Raw genomic sequence first — 22433 nt, 5'->3', positions numbered from 1 at the left:
TAGGGGAATGTGCACATTCCCCTACACACCGATAAAGGGATTTATTGTGATTACGCTCATTGGCCCCCATCAGAGCAAGCGCACGCATTATTTTATGCAGGCTGCCGCCATACTTGGGGAATCCGTCACGGCGCTGACTCATCCGCAAGCGCTGGACGCTTCGCTGACCTCTGGCATCGTTAAAATCGACCCGCCAGTACACAATGAAACTAACATCCGCAAAATAAACGCGATCGGTCTGGACTATATCCATTTTTTGCAGAACATGGCAGCGCGTCCTGGCATCACCTAGCTTAACCATCCGGCGGGCCTCATTCACCTGTTGGATAAAAAACGCTGCAAGCGGCGCTTACTGGAACACGGCATCCCCACGCCGCCGTTGGTAGCGGAAGACGTAAAAAGTTTTGCACAGCTCACCGCCATCATGGAGGAAAAAAGGGTCGCCAGCGTGTTCATTAAGCCCTCGCTGGGTTTTGGCGCGGCGGGCGTTATCGCTTTGCGCCGTCATCCTGACGGCGCAAAGCAGGTGCTTTACAGCGCGATTGCCATATCAGGGCAACAGCTATTTAACAGCAAAAAAATCCAACAGTATCGTCAGAAAGAAGATATCCAGCTCATTATTGATGGCGTTCTTCAGCAGGAAAACCTCGTCGAACAGTGGCTGCCCAAAGCCAGCGTAAAGCATAAAACCTATGATTTACGCATCGTCTGTCTGGATGGCGAAATTATCTGGCGAGTGGTCAGAACCTCCTCGCAGCCCATTACTAACTTACACCTGCAAAACCAGGCTTACCGCTTCGAAAGTCTGGAGTTATCTGCCGCAAAAGTGGCTGAGATCGATACGCTCTGTCAAAATGCCATGCGGCTTTTTCCTGGCATTCGCTTAGCGGGTATTGATGTTTTACTTACCACCAGCCTGACGCCGTATATTATTGAAATTAATGGCCAGGGTGATTTGATTTATCAGGATGCGCAGCAGAACAATCTAATTTATCAGGCGCAAATCCGGGCCATGAGGAAGCAAAATGTATAATTCAATGGATGAAGTCCCCGTCTCGCTACACGCGTCGATTGACACAGGCGATGGCGAATTCGATATGAATGCGCTAATTAGTAATAACGCTCATATTCTTTTTATTGTACTGGACTCGTTACGCTACGATATTGCGCTTCAGGAACAAACCGCCGGAAATACGCCCAACCTTAATCATTATGGACAATGGACGAAATGCGAGGCGGCCGGTAATTTTACCTGGCCTTCGCATCACGCCATGTTTTCAGGTTTTATGCCAAAACCTATTGATGATACCGTTAATCAGACCATGCTGCTTTTCCCAAAAGATATCGGACTTGGTCGTAAAGGCCCGAAAAATGCATTTGCCTTTGATGACGCAACATGGATAAAAAGTCTGGAAAATAAAGGCTACCAGACCATCTGTATTGGCGGCGTCTCTTTCTTTAATAACCGCTCCGGCATGGGAAAAGTGTTCCCGTCGATGTTTAAAGAGAGTTACTGGCATCCACGCTTTGCCTGTACGGTTAAAGAAAGTATGGATAACCAGATCCATTATATCCAGAAAATCATGGCCGAACGTGCTGGCAGCCAACCGGTCATGATGTATATCAATATCGATACGATTCATTACCCTAACCATTTTTACGTTGAGGGCGCGGCCCCTGGCGATACCGTAGAGACCCATGCCGCCGCGCTACGCTATATCGACGCCCGCATCGACGGATTACTGAACATTTTCCGCCAAACCGGCGGCGAAACGTTCGTTATTGTCTGTTCCGATCACGGTACCTGCTATGGCGAAGACGGGAAATATTTCCATAGTTTTAATCATCCGATCGTTAATACCGTTCCTTATATGCATTTCTTATTGAGCGGTAATCATTAATATGAATAACAATGATATTTATCGTCAGTATATGTACAGTTATCCGCATAAGACGGCTTATCGGGAGCTGGAGAACGTCAGCTTTAGCAAAGTAAAACCGCGCATTTACGAGCACGACACACATCTGTATGTTCATATGCCGTTTTGTCAAAGTCGCTGCGGGTTCTGTAATTTATTTACCTGCACTGGCGCAGATAATACGTTCATTGATAGCTATATCGACGCGATTATTACCTAGGGCCGACAAATGGCGCTGGCGCCCGTCCACTGGGCAAGCTTCACCGTAGGCGGCGGCACACCTCTGCTATTAAACATTGCGCAATTAGAAAAGTTATTTTTTTCCGTCTTTGATGTGCTCAATGTTGACTGGAATATTTATAAAACAATTGAAACTTCCCCTACGGATACCACGGCAGAAAAAGTAGCGCTATTAAACGCCTTTTCCGTTAATCGCGTCAGTATTGGCGTACAAAGTTTTCATGATAGCGAGTTACATACGCTGCATCGCCGCCACAATACCGCCAGCGCGCACCAGGCGTTGGAATGGCTAAAGGCAGGTCATTTTCCATCACTCAATATTGATATTATTTACGGCATTCCCGGCCAGACTCACGCAAGCCTGACGGAATCGTTACATCAGGCGCTCGTTTATCAACCGGAAGAGCTGTTTCTTTATCCGCTTTATAATATGCCTCGCCAGGAAAATATGCATAGCTACTACGTTTTAGCCCGCGATCTTTTACGCAACGCGGGCTACACCCAAACGTCCATGCGCCGTTTCGTCCTTAATCCAGCGCCATCCGCCGCGGCGGAAAGCTGCGGATTTGAAAACTCACTGGCGCTCGGCGCGGGCGGCAGAAGTTATCTTGGCAATCTGCATTACTGTTCACCGTGGCCGTCGAACCTGCAAACATCACGAAAAATCATTCAGGCGTTTATCGACAGCCCGGACAAAACCGTCATTAATCACGGTTATCTGCTCCCCCCTGATGAAATGAAACGCCGCTTTATCATTAAAAATCTATTTTTCTGGCAAGGACTTTCTCTTAGCGATTATCAGCAATATTTTACCAGCGATGCGCTAAGGGATTTCCCCGACCTGGAACGCTTTATACGGCAGGGCTACTGTTATCAGAATGGCAGTCGCCTCCGGCTAACGGAGACCGGTATGGCATTATCCGATTGCCTTGCTCCTGTGTTCGTTTCGCCTGAGGTGATGCTACGGGAGAATCGGCAGAGATGAGCATCCCCGCCCTGCGCGATATTCATACGCTGTTTTATCGCGGCTATCTTAAGTCGTGTAATTATCATTGCGGCTATTGCCCGTTCCATAAACACGCCCGCAACGATAAAAAACGCGACGAAGCCGCGCTATGGCGCATGGTTGACCATTTGCCTCTTTTAGGTACGCCGTTGAATGTGATGATTACGCCTTATGGCGAGGCGCTACGCTTGCGTTATTACATGGCGGCGCTGGCAGACATTAGCCGCTATCCTCATGTTCAGGCGGTCGGCATACAAACTAACGCCTCTTTTTCGTTAATGTCATTGCTGGAGTCATTTCGTGCTGGCGGCGGAGATATCTCAAAGCTTCGGTTATGGTGTTCTTTTCATCCCTCACAAATTACCGCTGAACGCTTTCTCCAGCAGTGTTTAGCGCTCTCTGCCGCCGGAATAACCTGGTGCGCGGGGGCTGTCGCCAGTATGAAAGATATCGACCAGTTTCGTTGGCTACGCCAGCGGTTGCCTGACCAGAATTATTTTTGGTTTAACGCCAACGAGTGTGCCAATACCCGGCATACCGTTGAGGAAACCATCGCCTTCAGCGAACTCGATCCGCTGTATGTGGTTGAAACGCAGCAGTGGCCAGCGCAGCTGGATATCTGTACCGCAGGAAGAAAAAGTATTTTTATGAACGCAGAAGGCGATCTTTTTGCTTGTCATATCAGCAAAATTAAAATGGGTAATTTATATCAGCAACGGCTCAATTCTCCTGCCTGCCAGGCAAAACAATGCCACTGTTTTCTCGCTTATCAGCACCGTCTCGATATTCCATTGCTGAATCACCTGGATGCCTCACGCTGTTTTAGGATCGGGCGCTCATGCGATATCGTTTAATCGCTTTTGATCTTGATGGAACGCTGCTAAACCGTAATAAACAAATTCTGCCAGAGTCGCTAACCGCTATCCGTCAGATGCAGGACATGGGCTGCCGAATAATGCTTGTCACCGGTCGCTCTCATCGTGAAGCCTATGCGTATTATCAAACGCTGGCGCTCACCGAACCGATGATCTGTTGTAACGGAAGTTATATTTATCAACCGGCTCAACAGCAGATCCTTGATCCGCTGCCGCTGACGCACTTACAAACGGAAAAAATACTGGCGCGGGTATATCCGCTTAAACCGACAATTCGTGCTGATGATAAAATAATCTTTCAGGCTGATGAGCTAAGCAGTAGGGAGAATATTTGGCAAATCAGCGTCGTTCATCGGCACATAAAACAACTACAAAATATTGCTGAGTTTATACAGCATGAATTACAGCTAAGCTGTACCTGGTCCTGGCATCATCAACTGGATATTCTCCAGAAGGGGTGTAGCAAAGGACAAAGCCTCGCCAGATATGCACAGCAACAGCATATCGCAATGCGCGAAGTGATGGCGTTTGGCGATAATGATAACGATGCGGAAATGCTACGTTTAGCCGGATTGGGTGTCGCGATGGGGAATGCCAGCGCTCGGGCAAAGGTGTATGCGGATAGCGTCATTGGTCGGCATAATACGCCAACGATTGCTGATTTTTTGACAACCTTATCCCTTTCTCAACGTGAATAAAAAAACCCCGCCGAGTTTTCATTTCGGCAGGGTTTTTATCCGTAAGAACGTTAATTACTCTTCTTTCTGACCACGGTTCGCACGGCGGCGATCGTTTTCCGTCAGGTGACGTTTACGGATACGGATAGAGGTTGGAGTGACTTCTACCAGTTCGTCGTCATCAATGAACTCCAGCGCTTGCTCAAGACTCATTTTAATTGGCGGAACCAGAATCACCGCTTCATCCGTACCGGACGCACGCATGTTGGTCAGTTTCTTACCGGTCAGGCAGTTTACCGTCAGGTCGTTGGAGCGACTGTGAATACCAATAATCTGGCCTTCGTAAACTTCCGCGCCGTGACCCAGGAACAGCTTACCGCGATCCTGCAAACCGAACAGCGCAAACGCCACCGCTTTACCCTGACCGTTGGAGATCAGTACGCCGTTCTGACGCTGGCCCACTTCACCCGGACGAATATCGTCGTAATGGCTGAAGGTGGAGTACAGCAGACCCGTACCGGAAGTCATGGTCATGAATTCTGAACGGAAACCAATCAGCCCGCGGCTTGGGATCACGTAGTCGAGACGTACGCGGCCTTTACCGTCCGGATTCATGTTTTTCAGATCGCCTTTACGCTCGCCCAGCGCCTGCATGACAGACCCCTGGTGCTGCTCTTCGACGTCCAGCGTCACGTTTTCGTACGGCTCTTGTTTACGACCGTCGATTTCACGGAAGATAACTTTCGGACGGGAAACCGCCAGTTCGAAACCTTCACGACGCATGTTTTCAATCAGCACGGACAGGTGCAGTTCGCCACGACCGGATACACGGAACGCATCCGCATCTTCGGTTTCTTCAACGCGCAGCGCCACGTTATGCACCAGCTCTTTGTTCAGACGGTCAAGAATCTGACGAGAAGTCACAAACTTACCTTCTTTACCGCAGAACGGCGAGGTGTTAACGCAGAAGAACATAGACACGGTCGGCTCATCAACGGACAGCGCCGGCAGCGCTTCAACGTTCTGCGGGTCGCAGATGGTGTCGGAAATGTTCAGCTCGCCCAGACCGGTGATCGCAATGATATCGCCCGCTTCGGCGATATCGCTGTCGATACGCTCCAGACCCAGATGCGTCAGCACCTTACCTACTTTCGCGTTACGGGTTTTCCCTTCACTATCGATGATAGTGACCTGCTGGTTCGGCTTCACTTTGCCGCGTTTGATACGGCCAATGCCGATAACGCCAACGTAGTTGTTGTAGTCCAGCTGGGAGATCTGCATCTGCAACGGACCATCGAGGTCAACGTCCGGCGCCGGAACATGATCAACGATCGCCTGATACAGCGGGGTCATGTCTTCCGCCATATCTTCGTGGTCCAGACCCGCGATACCGTTCAGCGCCGAAGCGTAGATGATCGGGAAGTCCAGCTGTTCGTCGGTCGCGTCGAGGTTAACAAACAGGTCGAATACCTGGTCGACAACCCAGTCAGGGCGCGCGCCAGGACGGTCAACCTTGTTGATAACCACAATGGGTTTCAGGCCATGAGCAAAGGCTTTTTTGGTCACGAAGCGCGTTTGCGGCATCGGGCCGTCAAATGCGTCAACCACCAGCAGCACAGAGTCAACCATGGACATGACGCGCTCTACTTCACCACCGAAGTCAGCGTGCCCGGGAGTATCAACGATGTTGATACGATAATCATTCCATTTAATAGCGGTGTTTTTAGCGAGGATAGTAATACCACGCTCTTTCTCCAAATCGTTGGAGTCCATCACTCGCTCTTGAGTTTCGGCACGCGCGTCGAACGTACCGGATTGCTGGAGCAGCTTATCAACCAGGGTAGTTTTACCATGGTCAACGTGCGCGATGATGGCGATGTTACGCAAATTTTCGATCACAACTTTGCCTCAGGCATTAGAAATAGCGCGTTATTGTACACGGATTAATCGCACTACAAAACAGGATCACAAACATCCTCCGCAAACAAGTATTGCAGAGTCTCTTTGTGATCGCTTTCACGGAGCGTTAAAAGGGTGGCTTGCGTTCTATTGCACCAATGTGGTGCTTAATGTTCACATTGAAGCACTATTTTGGTGCAACATAGTCACCGTGGTGCAGCCCTTTTGCACGATGGTGCGCATGATAACGCCTTTTGGGGGCAATGTGAAAGTTGGCACAGATTTCGCTTTATATTTTTACGGCGACACGGCCAGCAGAATTGAAGATCTCGTTACCACGACGACCGACCATGACCAATCCGGGAGAGTACAAGTATGTCCGCTGAACACGTTTTGACGATGCTGAACGAACACGAAGTGAAGTTTGTCGATCTGCGCTTCACCGATACCAAAGGCAAAGAACAGCACGTCACGATTCCTGCTCATCAGGTAAATGCCGAATTCTTTGAAGAAGGCAAAATGTTTGACGGCTCCTCTATCGGCGGCTGGAAAGGCATTAACGAATCCGACATGGTGCTGATGCCCGATGCGTCCACTGCGGTTATCGACCCGTTCTTCGCGGACTCTACCCTGATTATCCGTTGCGACATCCTGGAGCCTGGCACTCTGCAAGGTTATGACCGTGACCCACGTTCCATCGCAAAACGTGCGGAAGACTACCTGCGCGCGACCGGTATCGCCGATACCGTCCTGTTTGGGCCGGAACCTGAATTCTTCCTGTTCGACGACATCCGCTTCGGCGCATCTATCTCCGGCTCACATGTGGCGATTGACGATATTGAAGGCGCCTGGAACTCCTCTACCAAATACGAAGGCGGCAACAAAGGCCATCGCCCGGGCGTGAAAGGCGGTTATTTCCCGGTTCCGCCAGTTGACTCCGCGCAGGATATCCGTTCTGAAATGTGTCTGGTCATGGAGCAGATGGGCCTGGTTGTTGAAGCGCACCACCACGAAGTAGCGACCGCAGGTCAGAACGAAGTGGCGACCCGCTTTAACACCATGACCAAAAAAGCCGACGAAATTCAGATTTACAAATATGTCGTGCATAACGTGGCTCACCGCTTCGGTAAGACCGCGACCTTTATGCCAAAACCGATGTTCGGCGATAACGGTTCCGGTATGCACTGCCACATGTCGCTGGCGAAGAACGGCACCAACCTGTTCTCTGGCGACAAATATGCCGGTCTGTCTGAGCAGGCGCTGTACTACATCGGCGGCGTCATCAAACACGCCAAAGCCATCAACGCCCTGGCGAACCCGACCACCAACTCCTACAAGCGTCTGGTCCCGGGTTACGAAGCGCCGGTGATGCTGGCCTACTCCGCCCGTAACCGTTCCGCCTCCATCCGTATTCCGGTGGTGGCGTCTCCGAAAGCGCGCCGTATCGAAGTTCGCTTCCCGGACCCGGCGGCTAACCCGTATCTGTGCTTTGCCGCCCTGCTGATGGCCGGTCTGGACGGGATTAAGAATAAGATTCACCCGGGCGAAGCCATGGACAAAAACCTGTATGACCTGCCGCCGGAAGAAGCGAAAGAGATCCCACAGGTAGCAGGTTCTCTGGAAGAAGCGCTGAACGCGCTGGACCTGGACCGCGAGTTCCTGAAAGCAGGCGGCGTGTTCACGGATGAAGCGATCGATGCGTATATTGCGCTGCGTCGCGAAGAAGATGACCGCGTGCGTATGACCCCGCACCCGGTAGAGTTTGAGCTGTACTACAGCGTTTAATCGTATATTAAAAATCCGACGAATTTCGCGTTGCTGCAAGGCGGCAACTGAGCACATCCCCGGGAGCATAGATAGCGATGTGACCGGGGTAAGCGAAGGCAGCCAACGCAGCAGCAGCGTGAAAGGCGTCAGGAGTTTTTGAGTTGCCGTGGAAACTTTCAGCCCATCCCAGGATGGGCTTTTTTCTCCACCAACAATCTGATCTCACGCGCTTTTTAGTGGTAAAAAGCTATAATGCACTAAAATGGTGCAACCTTTTCCAGGAGACTGCTGAATGGCAAGCGGCATACAGCCCGATGCTGGGCAGATCCTCAATTCGTTAATCAACAGCGTGCTGGTGGTCGACGACGCGCTGGCAATCCATTACGCCAACCCTGCCGCGCAGCAGTTGCTCGCGCAAAGCTCACGCAAACTGTTCGGGACGCCGTTACCTGAACTGTTGAGCTATTTTTCGTTAAACATTGACCTGATGCGCGAAAGTTTAGCGGCAGGACAAGGCTTTACCGATAACGAAGTGACGCTGGTGATTGATAGTCGCTCGCATATTCTCTCTTTGACCGCCCAACGTCTGCCCGACGATTTTATACTGCTCGAAATGGCGCCGATGGATAACCAGCGTCGTCTGAGTCAGGAGCAGTTGCAGCACGCGCAGCAAATCGCCGCCCGCGATCTGGTGCGCGGTCTGGCGCACGAAATCAAAAATCCGCTCGGCGGCCTGCGCGGCGCGGCGCAGCTACTCAGCAAGGCGCTGCCCGACCCGGCGCTAACGGAATATACCAAAGTCATCATTGAACAGGCCGACAGGCTACGCAACCTTGTCGATCGTTTGCTGGGGCCGCAGCACCCGGGAATGCACATTACCGAGAGCATACATAAAGTCGCGGAGCGCGTGGTGGCGCTGGTGTCGATGGAACTGCCGGATAATGTCCGGCTTATCCGCGATTACGACCCCAGTCTGCCAGAACTGCCGCACGACCCGGAACAAATTGAGCAAGTACTGCTGAATATTGTCCGCAATGCCTTGCAGGCGCTGGGGCCGGAAGGCGGCGAAATTACGCTGCGTACCCGTACCGCCTTCCAGTTAACGCTGCATGGCGAACGCTATCGCCTGGCGGCGCGTATAGACGTTGAAGACAATGGGCCGGGCATTCCTCCCCATTTACAGGATACGCTGTTCTACCCGATGGTCAGCGGTCGCGAAGGCGGCACCGGGCTTGGGTTATCTATCGCCCGCAATCTTATCGATCAACACGCCGGCAAAATTGAATTTACCAGTTGGCCGGGGCATACCGAGTTTTCGGTTTACCTGCCGATTCGGAAATAGAGGTGTTTATGCAACGAGGAATAGTCTGGGTCGTCGATGATGATAGTTCCATCCGTTGGGTGCTTGAACGTGCTCTCGCCGGGGCAGGGTTGACCTGTATCACCTTTGAGAATGGTAATGAAGTACTGGCTGCGCTGGCCAGTAAAACGCCGGACGTCTTGCTGTCGGATATCCGAATGCCAGGAATGGACGGGCTGGCGCTATTAAAGCAGATTAAACAACGTCATCCGATGCTTCCGGTCATCATTATGACCGCGCATTCCGATTTAGATGCCGCCGTGAGCGCTTATCAGCAGGGGGCGTTTGATTATCTGCCTAAACCGTTTGATATTGATGAAGCCGTCGCTCTGGTCGAGCGAGCGATTAGCCACTATCAGGAGCAGCAGCAGCCGCGTAATATCGAGGTTAACGGCCCGACAACAGACATGATAGGCGAAGCGCCCGCCATGCAGGATGTGTTTCGCATTATTGGTCGGCTGTCGCGTTCTTCGATTAGCGTGCTGATTAACGGCGAATCAGGAACCGGTAAAGAACTGGTCGCCCATGCGCTACATCGCCATAGCCCACGCGCCAAAGCGCCGTTTATCGCGCTCAATATGGCGGCCATCCCGAAAGATTTGATTGAATCCGAATTGTTTGGCCATGAGAAAGGCGCTTTTACCGGGGCGAATACCATCCGGCAGGGCCGTTTCGAGCAGGCTGACGGCGGTACGCTGTTTCTGGACGAAATTGGCGATATGCCGCTGGATGTCCAGACTCGTCTGTTACGCGTGCTGGCTGACGGACAGTTCTACCGTGTGGGCGGGTACGCGCCGGTAAAAGTGGATGTGCGCATTATTGCCGCCACCCACCAGAACCTCGAACGACGCGTTCAGGAAGGGAAATTCCGTGAAGACCTGTTCCACCGCCTGAACGTGATTCGTATCCATCTCCCGCCGTTGCGCGAGCGCCGTGAGGATATTCCGCGCCTGGCGCGCCATTTTTTGCAGGTCGCCGCCCGTGAATTAGGCGTGGAAGCCAAATTATTACATCCGGAAACCGAAACGGCGTTAACGCGCCTGGCATGGCCTGGTAACGTGCGTCAGTTAGAAAATACCTGCCGCTGGCTCACCGTCATGGCCGCCGGACAGGAGGTATTGACCCAGGATTTACCGGGCGAACTGTTTGAAGCCTCGGCGCCGGATAGCCCGTCCCACCTGCCGCCGGATAGCTGGGCTACATTACTGGCGCAATGGGCGGATCGCGCCTTGCGATCCGGTCATCAAAACCTGCTTTCTGAAGCGCAGCCAGAACTGGAAAGAACGCTACTGACCACGGCGTTACGCCATACGCAGGGTCATAAACAGGAAGCCGCCAAGCTGCTCGGTTGGGGTCGAAACACCCTAACGCGGAAGTTGAAAGAGCTGGGAATGGAGTAAACATTATCCGCGAGTGTAAAGATTAATAATTGAGCGCAAAACGCTGCTATTTTGCGCTTTACTGTTCCGATGAGTTCAGTATGATCATGCCCGGCAAACGGGGGGATTCATTATGTTAGAATCTATTATTAATCTGGTATCGAGTGGAGCGGTCGACAGCCACACGCCACAAACTGCGCTAGCCGCCGTGTTGTGTGCCGCGCTGGTGGGACTGTTCAGCTGACAATGTGCCGGATGGCGCTAATGCTTATCCGGCCTACAGGTTGTCGCAACGTGTAGGCCCGGTAAGCGCAGCGCCACCGGGCAACCCGGCTAAATGACGCGCGAGAACTGCTGCATCCGCGCTTTCTGGCGCAGATACGCGTCAAAGCACATGCAGATATTGCGGATCAGCAAACGACCTTTCGCCGTCACCTGAATTCCCTTCTCGCTAATATCCACCAGCCCATCTTTCGCCAGCGGCGACAGTAACTGCAAATCTTCGGCAAAATATTCAGCGAAATGCAAACCCCACTGCTGTTCGACAGCGTTAAAATCCAGGCGGAAGTTACAAATCAGCGCCTTGATAACATCGCGACGAATGCAATCATCACGGGTCAGCGTAATACCACGCCATAGCGCATTGCCCCGCTCATCCACTTGCTGGTAATAACGCTTCAGCTCTTTCTGGTTCTGCATGTAGCCATCGCCAATCATGCTGATAGCAGAAACGCCCATCCCCAGCAGATCGGTATCGCCCTGGGTCGTATAGCCCTGAAAATTACGGTGCAGCACGCCTTCGCGCTGCGCGACGGCCAGTTCGTCATCCGGACGGGCAAAATGGTCCATCCCGATAAACTGATAACCGGCCTGAGTAAGCGATACGATCGTCTCCTGCAAAATATCCAGTTTCTGCTGCGCGCTGGGTAAATCGGCATCTTTAATTTTACGCTGGGCGGCAAAAAGCGTTGGCAGATGCGCATAGTTAAAGACGCTCAAACGATCGGGGTTCAGTTCCGTCACACGCTTCAGCGTGAAAGCGAAGCTTTCCGGCGTCTGTTTCGGTAGACCGTAGATCAAGTCGATATTGGTCGAGGTAAAGCCGATATCGCGGGCGTGATTAAGCAACGCAAAGATGAATTCTTCATCCTGCTCGCGGTTAACCAGGCGCTGCACCTCTTTATTAAAGTCCTGCACGCCCATACTCAGGCGGTTAAAACCTTCCGCACGTAAATGATCGAGCACATCCAGCTCAATTTCACGGGGATCGACTTCGATCGAGATTTCCGCGTCGGTATTAAAGTGGAAATTTTCACGCAACAGCGTCATTAAGCGGCTGATTTGCGCTTTATTCAGGTAAGTAGGCGTACCGCCGCCCCAGTGAAGCTGGCTGACATGACGGTCTGCAAACAGCGGCGCGCGATGGCGAATTTCCTGCTCAAGCGCGTCAAGATACTGGTCAGCTTTATGCTGTTGGCGGGTGACAATCTTGTTGCAGCCGCAGAAATAACACAACTTGTGACAAAACGGGATATGCACATACAGCGAGAGCGGACGTTCAGGATAACGCGCCACAGCCTGCAAGAATGCGGCGTCCTCGAAGTCTTCAGAAAACTCCAGCGCGGTTGGGTACGAGGTATATCGTGGCCCGGAATAGTTATATTTCTGGATCAGGGCCAGATCCCAGTCTATTTGCTGTTCAGACATGCTCACTCCTTCCGATGGCGTCTCTGGCGGGTACGGCGTACCGGCTTCACGCCATGACGGGCGGCAAGCCGGCTGCGCAGCCATTTCTGTCGCCGCGACAATCGCTGTAGTTTAACGAATAACCACACCAGATAACATATAACCGGAAGGGTTATAAGCAGGACGGGCAAGCCCACGGTGTAAACCCGTTAGTTGCCGCCTCTTAGCAGGCGCATCATATCTTCCTGCTTCTCGTCCTCTTCGTCGTCTTCTTCGTCGTCATCGTAAGACAGACCAAGCTTCTGCATCAGTTCATCAATACGATCCAGTTTGGCATCTACCCAGGCTTGATCTTCCGCACTCAGGGTTTCGCCCGCTTCCAGACGTTCTAACAGCGCATCCAGGCGCTCATCCGTTTCCAGTAAATCCAACTCCGCCTGCGGTGAAAGCATAGGTTTCTCACTTTTCGGTTTATGCTGTTGGGTCACTTTTTCAGTCACGCCCAATGGAACAGGTGTTTTACTGCCAATACGTGGATCTTTTTGTTGATTCTGATTGCCGCCGCCCGAAGCGGAATTGCCGCCCGCCGCGCGACTTCCCGGCGCATGGCCGCGATGTTTTTTCAGGCGTTTACGGTCGCGCGCCTCCTGGTTTAACTCTTCACGCGTTTTACGACGCTGTTTGCCAAAGGCTTTACTGCGCGGTGCAGAGGTTGGTTTTTTCATGATGTCAGATCTTTAAGCCGTTTTATTCAGTATAGAATTGAGGCGGAATCTAGCAGAAAGCAAGCAAAGAAAAAAGGCGACAGAGTAATCTGCCGCCTTTTTTCTTGACTCACGACCCTTAACGGGTTCCACCATCCCTGTTGGCTATCAACACGCCCTGTTTTTCCCTTAGCCTGGAACATTCCATGTTGTTTCCATTTCCTTTTACTAACGTCTCCGGACGTTTGTCTTCCTGACAATCCTGTGTCTTCGCCTCCTGGCGCTCCTGACCCTCATCCTGAGTCGTTGATCCTGTTAGCGTCCTCGCTATGTGCATTACTTTACTCTTTTGGGGTAAACTCACAAGATACCGACACGGCAAATCCCTTTTTTTCAGACAATTACCTTTCTATAAATTCATGATTTAACTATATTAACTGGCTTTTAGCCTGACAACGACTCTGTCATGTCGCATAAGTGCAATGGACAATGTCTCACAAAGCGTATGGCTTTTGCTTACAGCACCGACGCGCCGAAAAATCCGTCTTTTGCTGGCGTTCAGGTATAATCGCCACAATGCTTTGACTGACGGAGACGACCGCTTTGACTAACCTGAATTATCAACAGACGCATTTTGTGATGAGTGCGCCTGATATTCGCCATTTACCTTCCGATTGCGGAATTGAAGTGGCTTTTGCTGGCCGTTCCAATGCAGGCAAATCCAGCGCCCTGAACACGTTGACCAACCAAAAAAGCCTGGCGCGCACCTCTAAAACGCCGGGCCGTACCCAATTGATTAACCTGTTTGAAGTCGTAGATGGCAAACGGTTGGTCGACCTGCCGGGCTATGGCTACGCGGAAGTCCCGGAAGAGATGAAACGCAAGTGGCAACGCGCGCTGGGGGAATATCTGGAGAAACGTCAAAGCCTACAGGGCTTAGTCGTTTTAATGGATATCCGCCATCCGTTGAAAGACCTCGACCAACAGATGATCCAGTGGGCTGTAGAGAGCAATATCCAGGTTCTGGTTCTGCTGACCAAAGCGGACAAACTGGCCAGCGGCGCGCGCAAGGCGCAGTTGAATATGGTACGTGAAGCCGTGCTGGCTTTTAATGGCGATGTGCAGGTAGAAGCGTTTTCCTCGCTGAAAAAGCAGGGAGTGGATAAGTTACGTCAGAAACTGGATAGCTGGTTTAGTGAACTGGCACCGGTCGAAGAGATTCAGGACGGGGAATAATCACCCGCTATGCCGGATGGCGCCGCTGCGCGTCTTATCCGGCCTACGGTGCGAGCGAAACTTTTCTTACGCCCAATAAAAAACGCCCCAGTCATAAACTGACTGGGGCGGCTAAAATATTCAGCCAAATCCGATTACGTGAAGTAAAAGGTCTGAAAGATAGAACATCTTACCTCTGTACCCTACGTGAATAACTTTACTCTTTTTTGAGCAACACAGAAAGACCTTTTCGTAATTTTTTTTTCATTCTTTACATAGGGAATTCTAATACCCATCACAAAACCCCCGTGCTTATGTTGCTTAATTACGAAAAAAGCGCGTTATTCCTTAAATGCTTAGTGCGCTTGATCCCAATTTTCTCCGCTACCGACTTCCACCAGCAACGGCACATCAATACGCGTGCAGTTTTCCATCAACTGATGGATACGTTTTGCTACCGCATCTAAGTCGTCTTTATGCACCTCGAACACTAATTCATCGTGTACCTGCATAATCATCCGCACGCGTGGCTGCTCGGCCTGTAGCCAGGCATCGACGGCAATCATGGCGCGCTTGATGATATCGGCAGCCGTTCCTTGCATGGGAGCATTGATCGCCGCGCGTTCCGCCCCCGCGCGCCGCGCCGCGTTGCTGGATTTAATATCCGGCAGGTAAAGGCGGCGCCCCTCCAGAGTTTCCACATAGCCTTGTTCTTTTGCCTGAGCGCGGGTGCGCTCCATATATTCCAGCACGCCAGGGTAGCGTTCGAAGTAGAGATCCATATACTTCTGCGCCTCTTTACGCGGAATATTAAGCTGGCGAGAAAGACCGAAGGCGCTCATCCCGTAAATCAGGCCAAAGTTAATGGCTTTCGCACTTCGGCGCTGTTCCCCGGTCACGCTATCCAGCGGCAAGCCAAAGACTTCCGCCGCCGTTGCGCGGTGAATATCTTTCCCTTCGGCGAACGCCGTGAGCAGCCCTTTATCACGGGAAAGATGCGCCATAATACGCAGCTCAATCTGTGAATAGTCCGCAGATACGATGAGATAATCCTCAGGCGCAATAAATGCCTGACGAATGCGGCGGCCTTCTTCATTGCGCACCGGAATATTTTGCAGGTTCGGATCGGTGGACGATAAACGTCCCGTCGCCGTTACCGCCTGATGATAGGACGTATGGACGCGCCCGGTTTTCGGGTTAATCATCAGCGGCAGCTTATCGGTATAGGTGGATTTTAGCTTCGCCAGACCACGATACTCCAGAATCACTTTCGGCAGCGGATAGTCCAGCGCCAGCTCTTCCAGCACCTCTTCCGACGTTGACGGCGCGCCGCCAGGCGTTTTCTTCAACGGCTTAATACCCTGCTTTTCAAACAGGATGGTCTGCAACTGCTTCGTCGAGGACAGGTTGAACGCCTCGCCCGCAATGTCATGCGCTTTCTTTTCCAGTTCCGCCAGACGTAGCGTGATTTCTTCCGAATGTTTGTGCAGGACGGCAGGATCGATTTTTACGCCATTGCGCTCAACGCGTGACAGTACCGGCACCAGCGGCATTTCGATGTTTTCGAAAACATTCAGCGGGCCTTTGTGCTGCTGGAGCTCAGGCCACATTTTGAGATGCAACTGTAACGTGACATCCGCATCTTCTGCCGCATAGCGCCCCGCTTCCTCCAGTGCGATCTGGTTAAAGGTGAGCTGGTTTTTACCTTTACCGGCAATGTCTTCAAAGGTGATAGTTTTGTGCTTCAGCCAACGATCGGACAAGCTGTCCATATCATGGCGTCCGGCGACGCTGTTCAGAATGTAAGACTCAAGCATGGTATCGAAGGCGATACCGCGCAGCTCAATACCGTAATTTTGCAAGACGCCGCGATCGTACTTGAGGTTTTGCCCCACTTTGCGCACTTTTTCATCTTCCAGCAGAGGCTTCAGCAGTTCCAGAGCACGCTGGCGGGAGATTTGATCCGGAGCGTCCAGATAATCATGCGCGACAGGTACATACGCGGCAACGCCAGGTTCGATGGCAAACGAGAGGCCCACCAGGTTGGCGGCGATATTATCCAGGCTGTCGGTCTCCGTGTCGAAAGCAAAAACTGGCGCTTTTTTCAGCTTTTCAATCCAGCTTTCCAGCGTAACGTCATCCAGAATCGTGACATAATTTTCATAAGAGAGCGCCGCTGCCGGTTCGCTGGGCGATTCATCAATAACGACCGTTTCCTGCGGTTTGGCCGCCGGTTTCGCGCCCTTTGCCTGTAGCCACTTGCCTGCCTCGACGTCCGCCGTCCAGCGCTTGAACTCATATTTTTTAAACAGGCCCAGCAGTTCATCCGCAATCGGCTGCTGCACTTCAAGCTGTTCGCAGGTCAGCTCCAGCTCAACATCCGTTTTAATGGTGGCGAGCTTATAAGACAGGTACGCTACGTCTTTATTCTGCGCTAATTTACCGGCCATCGTTTTGGCGCCGCGGAAAGTGAGACCGGCAATTTTTTCCGGCTCGGCGTACAGCGTATCCAGGCCGCCCAATCCCTGAAGCAAGGCTTGCGCCGTCTTCTCACCCACGCCTGGTACGCCCGGAATATTATCCGAGGAGTCCCCCATCAGCGCCAGAAAGTCAATAATCAGCTCAGGCGGCACACCGTACTTATTAACGACTTCATCCGGGCCGAGGATGGTGTTAGTCATGGTGTTGATCAGCGTAATATTCTGCGTCACCAACTGTGCCATATCTTTATCGCCGGTGCTGATTAATACCGGACGCCCCACCTTCTCCGCTTCTCGCGCCAGTGTACCGATAACGTCATCCGCTTCTACGCCAGAGACCGCCAGCAGAGGTAACCCCATGGCTTTAACTATGGCATGTAACGGCTCTATTTGCGCACGCAGATCATCCGGCATCGGAGGACGATGCGATTTGTAGTGTTCAAAGAGCTCGTCACGGAAGGTTTTTCCTTTGGCGTCAAACACCACCGCAGCATGCGTCGGCTGATACTGCATGATCAGGCTGCGCAACATGTTGAGGACACCATACATTGCGCCCGTAGGTTCTCCCGCGCTGTTGGTTAACGGCGGAAACGCATGATAGGCGCGATAGAGATAGGATGAGCCATCTACGAGAATAAGTGGGTTTTCTGGGATCTGAACCATAATGTCCGTGCCTGTTTAACAGATTATGGTTAAAGGATGCCACATACAGGAGGAAAACTTGAGTTTTTCGCCGCATTTGCGGAAAAGTTTTGTCGATCTTCAGGATCGCTCGCAAAACAACCTGTGGATAACTTTGTGTGTAAATTCTTACCATTACTTTAAAATCAGCGCGATAGCCTTCTCCTCTTAATAATTACCCATTATTTTCAATGAGTTGTTAACATCACGATTTTCTGATTATCTGATTCATGCCGTTATCATAATGTGGATAGTTGTTACGAGTGTTTCTATTTCACTCAGCGCCATCATTAGCATCGTTTTCTGATAGAATCAGCCTCTTGCGCCCTTTTCGCACACCGTTTATGGCTAACTTTTGAATAATTTATTATGACGAGAATACTCGCGGCTATCACGCTCCCATTGAGTATCGTATTAACCATCCTGGTCACTATTGTTTGCTCAGTACCGATCATCGTTGCCGGCATGGTAAAGCTCCTTTTGCCTGTTCCCGGTATCTGGCGCAAGGTCTCCATTTTCTGCAATTTCATGATGTATTGCTGGTGTGCTGGTCTTGCAGCGCTGTTACGCCTTAATCCGCACTTGCAATGGGATGTAGAAGGGTTAGAAGGGCTGAGCAAGAAAAATTGGTATTTACTGATTTGTAATCACCGCAGCTGGGCCGATATCGTTGTGCTTTGCGTTCTGTTCCGCAAGCATATCCCAATGAATAAGTACTTTCTTAAACAGCAATTGGCCTGGGTGCCGTTCATCGGCCTGGCGTGCTGGGCATTAGATATGCCGTTTATGAAGCGCTACTCTCGTAGCTATCTGCTCCGCCACCCCGATCGACGTGGCAAAGATGTTGAAACAACTCGCCGCTCTTGCGAGAAGTTTCGTCGGTATCCCACCACTATCGTTAACTTTGTTGAAGGCTCGCGATTTACGCATGAGAAACGTCAGCAAACGCATTCACCCTATCAACATCTGTTGCCACCAAAAGCAGCCGGTATTGCAATGGCGATTAATGTTTTAGGCTCACAGTTCGATAAGCTGCTTAATATTACGTTGTGTTACCCAAACAACGATCGCCACCCCTTCTACGATATGCTAAGCGGTAGGCTGACGCGTATTGTTGTTCGGGTGCAACTGGAACCCATAAATGAAGAACTGCACGGCGATTACGTGAACGACAAAACATTCAAACGCCGTTTTCAACGTTGGCTTAATACGCTGTGGGATAAGAAAGATATACAGATAGAAGAGATTAAAACATCTTATAAAAACGCCGGTCAGTGACCGGCGTTCTTTTTATTTTTTATCAACCAAATATTTCACGGTATCAGCATACTGCTGAACAAAAACATCCATGCTGCTGGTATCCATGCCTTGTGGGTTAATCTGGTATTTGCCATTGACGAACATCGCCGGAACGCCCTGCAGTTGCAGGTCAGCCGCGGCTTTCTCCTGTTGCGCAACCAGTGATTTCACCACGAAGCTGTTCCATGCCGCATCGTAATCTTCGCCTTTTACGCCCGCATCAACGAACACTTTACGGATATCCGCGGCAGATTGTACTGTCTGGGTTTTCTGTACGGCTTCAAACAGCGGGACCGTGACTTTATCTTCTACCCCCAACGCCATCGCCACCGCCCATGCCTGGGTGAGCTCCTTGCCCAACGGCCCCAGGAACTCAACGTGGTACTTGGTCATCTTGGTGCCTTTCGGCAGCTTTTTCTTCACATTGTCAGACACATGAAGCACTTCTTCAAACTGATAACAATGTGGGCAGTAGAATGAGAAAAACTCCAGTACCTGGGGTTCGCCAGCGACCGGTTTATCCAGCGTGATATACTGTTTACCGTCGCTGATCTGTGCTGCCGAGGCGCTAAAAGCTAAAACCATACCAGCCAGCGCCAGCCAAATCTTTTTCATGATCAACTCTCTCCGATTAATACATTGGCGTTAATTGTAAAGGGGGTTCGTGCAAAATTTTAGTCTGCTCAATAAAAGTCGTTGTCTGTCGCTGCCAGTAATCTTCCCCTGTTAACCAGGGAAAGTTTTTTGGAAACGCAGGATCGCCCCAACGACGAATCAACCAGGCAAGATAATAAACTAAACGCATGGCGCGTAAAGGTTCAATGAGACCAATTTCAGCCGTATCGAACTCACTAACTTCTTCATAAGCTTCAATAATGGTTTCAAGCTGCATTCGCTGTTCGGCTTTGTTGCCGTTCAGCAGCATCCATAAATCCTGTATCGCCGGGCCGTTACGGGCATCATCTAAATCGACAAACAGCGGTCCATCACGCCATAGAATGTTGCCGGCATGACAATCGCCGTGCAATCGCAGCGTGGCGAAATCGGTGCGCCAGCATTCGGTAACCGCAGACAGTAGAGTATCAGTGGCTTTCAGGAAAGCCGCTTTTTGCCCGGAGGGAATCAGTGCGGCATCTTCGAATACCTGGCGAGGTTCAAAAAGATACTCTGCAAGCCCAATGTCAGGCCGGAAAGTGAAAGGACGTTTTCGCCCCGTCTGATGCAATCGGCCAAGATAACGCCCTACCGCCTCCATCTGATCGATATTGTCTGCTTCAAACTGACGACCGCCTACGCTGGGGAAAATGGCATAATGATAGCCCTGATGCGCTAACAGCGTCTGGCCATTAAACGCGAGCGGAGCAGCAACCGGAACCTCATCCTTCACCAGTTCAAGCGCGAATTGGTGTTCTTCCCGAATTTGATCAACAGACCAGCGTTCAGGACGATAAAACTTAACGACAAAACGTCGACGGTCTTCATCCTGAAACTGATAGACGCGGTTTTCATAACTGTTTAGTGGAGTCAGCCCGGAATCCACCCTGATCCCCTGTTCAAACAGCGCATCCATGATGGTTTCCGGGTGTAGCGTCTGGAAAGTAAAAGCGTTGTCGTTCATCCCATCATCCGGAAAATACTACGAATGATTCAGGATATCATTTCGTGGCGATTTCGGTGGTGCCGCTTACAAGGTTTTACTCTTTAATAACGCCGCGGGCGCGTAAAAGCGCCGTTTTAAAGTCCTCTTCATAGTCTTTTTGAATCCCTGGAATGGCGGCGTCTTTGGCGGAATCGCGCATTTTCAGATGGTAGATCAGGATATCATCAGTTAAATCTTCCAGTTTGCCGTCAAAACCTGACTCTTTCGCCAGTTTCTGCAAAAATTGCGTCAGATTAAGATCAGGCTCTTTCTGCCAGGCTGGCTGGAGGAGTTCAATGACTTCATTCAGGCGTTTACATTTCATAGCTGTGCTCCTTATTCTTGATACAGACACGGTAGCAGGGTCAATCCCACAATAAAAGAGGCGATATCGGTGAATCTGGATGAAGTAATAACCGGCGTGGTACTGGCAGGCGGTAAAGCCCGGCGGATGGGAGGTGCGGATAAAGGTCTGCTTGAACTGGACGGGAAACCGCTCTGGCGACACGTTGCCGACGCGCTCGCGCCACAACTTGCTACGGTCGTAATTAGTGCTAATCGCCATCTGGATATCTACCAGGCCAGCGGCCTGAAAGTCATTCCGGATTCAATCGCTGACTTTCCCGGTCCGCTGGCGGGTATGCTTTCCGTTTTTCAGCAGGTAGCAGGCGACTGGTTTCTGTTTTGTCCCTGTGACAATCCTTGTATCCCCCACAACCTGGTCGATCGTTTAGCAGCGCATCGTCATGGCGCACCCGTGGTTTGGGTTCATGATGGAGAACGCGATCATCCAACGATCGCGTTGATTAATCGTGCCGTTGAGCCCCAGTTGACAGCTTATTTGCAAGCAGGCGAGCGGCGGGTAATGATTTTTATGCGCCAGGTAGGCGGACACGCCGTTGATTTCAGCGATTGTAAGGAGGCATTTGTGAACGTCAACACGCCGGAGGAACTCGCGCAATGGCAAAAGAGACCATGATACCGCTACTCGCCATTGCCGCATGGAGCGGCACGGGAAAAACAACACTGCTGAAAAAACTGATCCCAGCACTTTGTGCGCACGGTATTCGGCCAGGGCTGATTAAGCATACCCATCATGATATGGATGTCGATAAACCGGGTAAAGATAGCTACGAGCTGCGTAAAGCCGGGGCGGCACAGACGCTGGTTGCCAGTCAGCAGCGCTGGGCGTTAATGACGGAAACGCCGGGGCAAGAAGAGTTGGATCTGGCATGGCTGGTGAGCCGGATGGATGCATCAAAACTGGATCTGGTGCTTGTTGAAGGGTTTAAACACGAAGCAGTTGCGAAGATCTTACTTTTTCGTCAGGGATGTGGGCACAGCGAGGAAGAATTAATTCTTGATGAGCATGTTATTGCGGTTGCCAGTGATATTCCACTTGCCGTAGCGGTACCCGTTTTGGATCTTAATGATGTATCGCAGATTTCTGCCTTCATTTTGCGGTGGTTAGAGAAAGCACGTTCCTTGTAGGCCGGATAAGGCGGAGCCGCCATCCGGCGGTGCAGGTTGCCTGATGGCGCTGCGCTTATCAGGCCTACATTTTTACAGTTACCACACATGCAAAAAAGCCCATCCGTCAGGATGGG

Annotated in this window: 19 protein-coding genes and 2 pseudogenes; 13 read left to right on the top strand and 8 right to left on the bottom strand. The window is 51.3% G+C overall.

The features are described 5' to 3' along the window. Positions 1-7 precede the first annotated feature (7 nt). The 5 genes and pseudogenes from AAYN39_RS01095 to AAYN39_RS01075 all read left to right on the top strand — a co-directional run bounded on the left by AAYN39_RS01095 (position 8) and on the right by AAYN39_RS01075 (position 4738). A pseudogene (locus AAYN39_RS01095) lies at positions 8-1033 on the top strand (STM4014 family protein). Then, positions 1026-1901 (top strand): STM4013/SEN3800 family hydrolase, encoded by an 876-nt coding sequence (locus AAYN39_RS01090; RefSeq protein ID WP_000282797.1) that lies wholly within the window; start codon positions 1026-1028, stop codon positions 1899-1901. The pseudogene AAYN39_RS01095 and the gene AAYN39_RS01090 overlap by 8 nt, the downstream one beginning before the upstream one ends. A gap of 1 nt (position 1902) precedes the next feature. Beyond that, a pseudogene (locus AAYN39_RS01085) lies at positions 1903-3144 on the top strand (STM4012 family radical SAM protein). Next, on the top strand, positions 3141-4019 hold the full coding sequence (locus AAYN39_RS01080; RefSeq protein ID WP_001681897.1) for an STM4011 family radical SAM protein: 879 nt from the start codon (positions 3141-3143) through the stop codon (positions 4017-4019). The pseudogene AAYN39_RS01085 and the gene AAYN39_RS01080 overlap by 4 nt, the downstream one beginning before the upstream one ends. Beyond that, complete coding sequence (locus AAYN39_RS01075; protein WP_001270591.1) at positions 4004-4738, top strand: Cof-type HAD-IIB family hydrolase; 735 nt, start codon at positions 4004-4006, stop codon at positions 4736-4738. The genes AAYN39_RS01080 and AAYN39_RS01075 overlap by 16 nt, the downstream gene beginning before the upstream one ends. A 54-nt stretch (positions 4739-4792) precedes the next feature. Here AAYN39_RS01075 and typA read toward each other — a convergent pair whose 3' ends face one another. Continuing rightward, complete coding sequence (typA, locus tag AAYN39_RS01070; RefSeq protein ID WP_000572064.1) at positions 4793-6616, bottom strand: ribosome-dependent GTPase TypA; 1824 nt, start codon at positions 6614-6616, stop codon at positions 4793-4795. Between the two features lie 375 nt (positions 6617-6991). Here typA and glnA point away from each other — a divergent pair, with 375 nt between their 5' ends. From glnA to AAYN39_RS01050, 4 genes are all read left to right on the top strand, one after another. Beyond that, positions 6992-8401: a glutamate--ammonia ligase gene (glnA, locus tag AAYN39_RS01065; protein ID WP_001271699.1), complete on the top strand. Its 1410-nt coding sequence runs from the start codon at positions 6992-6994 to the stop codon at positions 8399-8401. 274 nt (positions 8402-8675) lie between these two features. Next, on the top strand, positions 8676-9725 hold the full coding sequence (glnL, locus tag AAYN39_RS01060; RefSeq protein WP_000146194.1) for a nitrogen regulation protein NR(II): 1050 nt from the start codon (positions 8676-8678) through the stop codon (positions 9723-9725). An 8-nt stretch (positions 9726-9733) separates the two neighbouring features. Beyond that, positions 9734-11143 carry a nitrogen regulation protein NR(I) gene (gene glnG, locus AAYN39_RS01055; RefSeq protein ID WP_001188774.1) on the top strand — a complete coding sequence of 470 codons (1410 nt, stop codon included), beginning with the start codon at positions 9734-9736 and terminating at the stop codon, positions 11141-11143. A 112-nt stretch (positions 11144-11255) separates the two neighbouring features. Beyond that, positions 11256-11366 carry a YshB family small membrane protein gene (locus tag AAYN39_RS01050; protein WP_001578131.1) on the top strand — a complete coding sequence of 37 codons (111 nt, stop codon included), beginning with the start codon at positions 11256-11258 and terminating at the stop codon, positions 11364-11366. A gap of 89 nt (positions 11367-11455) precedes the next feature. On the opposite strand, the gene hemN is transcribed toward AAYN39_RS01050, so the two are convergent. The 3 genes from hemN to AAYN39_RS01035 all read right to left on the bottom strand — a co-directional run bounded on the left by hemN (position 11456) and on the right by AAYN39_RS01035 (position 13876). After that, positions 11456-12829: an oxygen-independent coproporphyrinogen III oxidase gene (gene hemN / locus AAYN39_RS01045; protein WP_000003520.1), complete on the bottom strand. Its 1374-nt coding sequence runs from the start codon at positions 12827-12829 to the stop codon at positions 11456-11458. Between the two features lie 188 nt (positions 12830-13017). Beyond that, positions 13018-13533 carry a Der GTPase-activating protein YihI gene (gene yihI, locus AAYN39_RS01040; protein WP_000743292.1) on the bottom strand — a complete coding sequence of 172 codons (516 nt, stop codon included), beginning with the start codon at positions 13531-13533 and terminating at the stop codon, positions 13018-13020. Between the two features lie 118 nt (positions 13534-13651). Then, positions 13652-13876 (bottom strand): hypothetical protein, encoded by a 225-nt coding sequence (locus AAYN39_RS01035; RefSeq protein WP_001541209.1) that lies wholly within the window; start codon positions 13874-13876, stop codon positions 13652-13654. Between the two features lie 239 nt (positions 13877-14115). Between AAYN39_RS01035 and yihA the strand changes: the two genes are divergently transcribed. After that, on the top strand, positions 14116-14748 hold the full coding sequence (yihA, locus tag AAYN39_RS01030) for a ribosome biogenesis GTP-binding protein YihA/YsxC (RefSeq protein ID WP_000183327.1): 633 nt from the start codon (positions 14116-14118) through the stop codon (positions 14746-14748). Between the two features lie 335 nt (positions 14749-15083). Here yihA and polA read toward each other — a convergent pair whose 3' ends face one another. Then, positions 15084-17870: a DNA polymerase I gene (polA, locus tag AAYN39_RS01025; protein WP_000249956.1), complete on the bottom strand. Its 2787-nt coding sequence runs from the start codon at positions 17868-17870 to the stop codon at positions 15084-15086. A 387-nt stretch (positions 17871-18257) separates the two neighbouring features. On the opposite strand from polA, the gene AAYN39_RS01020 reads away from it, so the two are divergent. After that, positions 18258-19166 carry an acyltransferase gene (locus AAYN39_RS01020; RefSeq protein ID WP_000196902.1) on the top strand — a complete coding sequence of 303 codons (909 nt, stop codon included), beginning with the start codon at positions 18258-18260 and terminating at the stop codon, positions 19164-19166. Between the two features lie 12 nt (positions 19167-19178). On the opposite strand, the gene dsbA is transcribed toward AAYN39_RS01020, so the two are convergent. From dsbA to AAYN39_RS01005, 3 genes are all read right to left on the bottom strand, one after another. Continuing rightward, positions 19179-19802, bottom strand: a complete 624-nt coding sequence (gene dsbA, locus AAYN39_RS01015; RefSeq protein ID WP_000725369.1) for a thiol:disulfide interchange protein DsbA — start codon at positions 19800-19802, stop codon at positions 19179-19181. A gap of 16 nt (positions 19803-19818) precedes the next feature. Beyond that, on the bottom strand, positions 19819-20805 hold the full coding sequence (locus tag AAYN39_RS01010; RefSeq protein WP_000999265.1) for a serine/threonine protein kinase: 987 nt from the start codon (positions 20803-20805) through the stop codon (positions 19819-19821). Positions 20806-20881: 76 nt separating this feature from the next. Then, positions 20882-21151, bottom strand: a complete 270-nt coding sequence (locus AAYN39_RS01005; protein WP_000649858.1) for a YihD family protein — start codon at positions 21149-21151, stop codon at positions 20882-20884. Between the two features lie 69 nt (positions 21152-21220). On the opposite strand from AAYN39_RS01005, the gene mobA reads away from it, so the two are divergent. Next, complete coding sequence (gene mobA, locus AAYN39_RS01000; RefSeq protein ID WP_001046874.1) at positions 21221-21805, top strand: molybdenum cofactor guanylyltransferase MobA; 585 nt, start codon at positions 21221-21223, stop codon at positions 21803-21805. Further along, on the top strand, positions 21802-22317 hold the full coding sequence (gene mobB, locus AAYN39_RS00995; RefSeq protein ID WP_010989262.1) for a molybdopterin-guanine dinucleotide biosynthesis protein MobB: 516 nt from the start codon (positions 21802-21804) through the stop codon (positions 22315-22317). Before mobA ends, mobB begins: the two co-directional genes overlap by 4 nt. The last annotated feature ends 116 nt before the right edge of the window (positions 22318-22433 follow it).

The organism is Salmonella sp. K21076 (assembly GCF_039650795.1).
GTDB lineage: Bacteria > Pseudomonadota > Gammaproteobacteria > Enterobacterales > Enterobacteriaceae > Salmonella > Salmonella enterica.
Note: the sequence above shows the minus strand (reverse complement) of the source record. Positions and strands in the feature narration are given on the sequence as shown.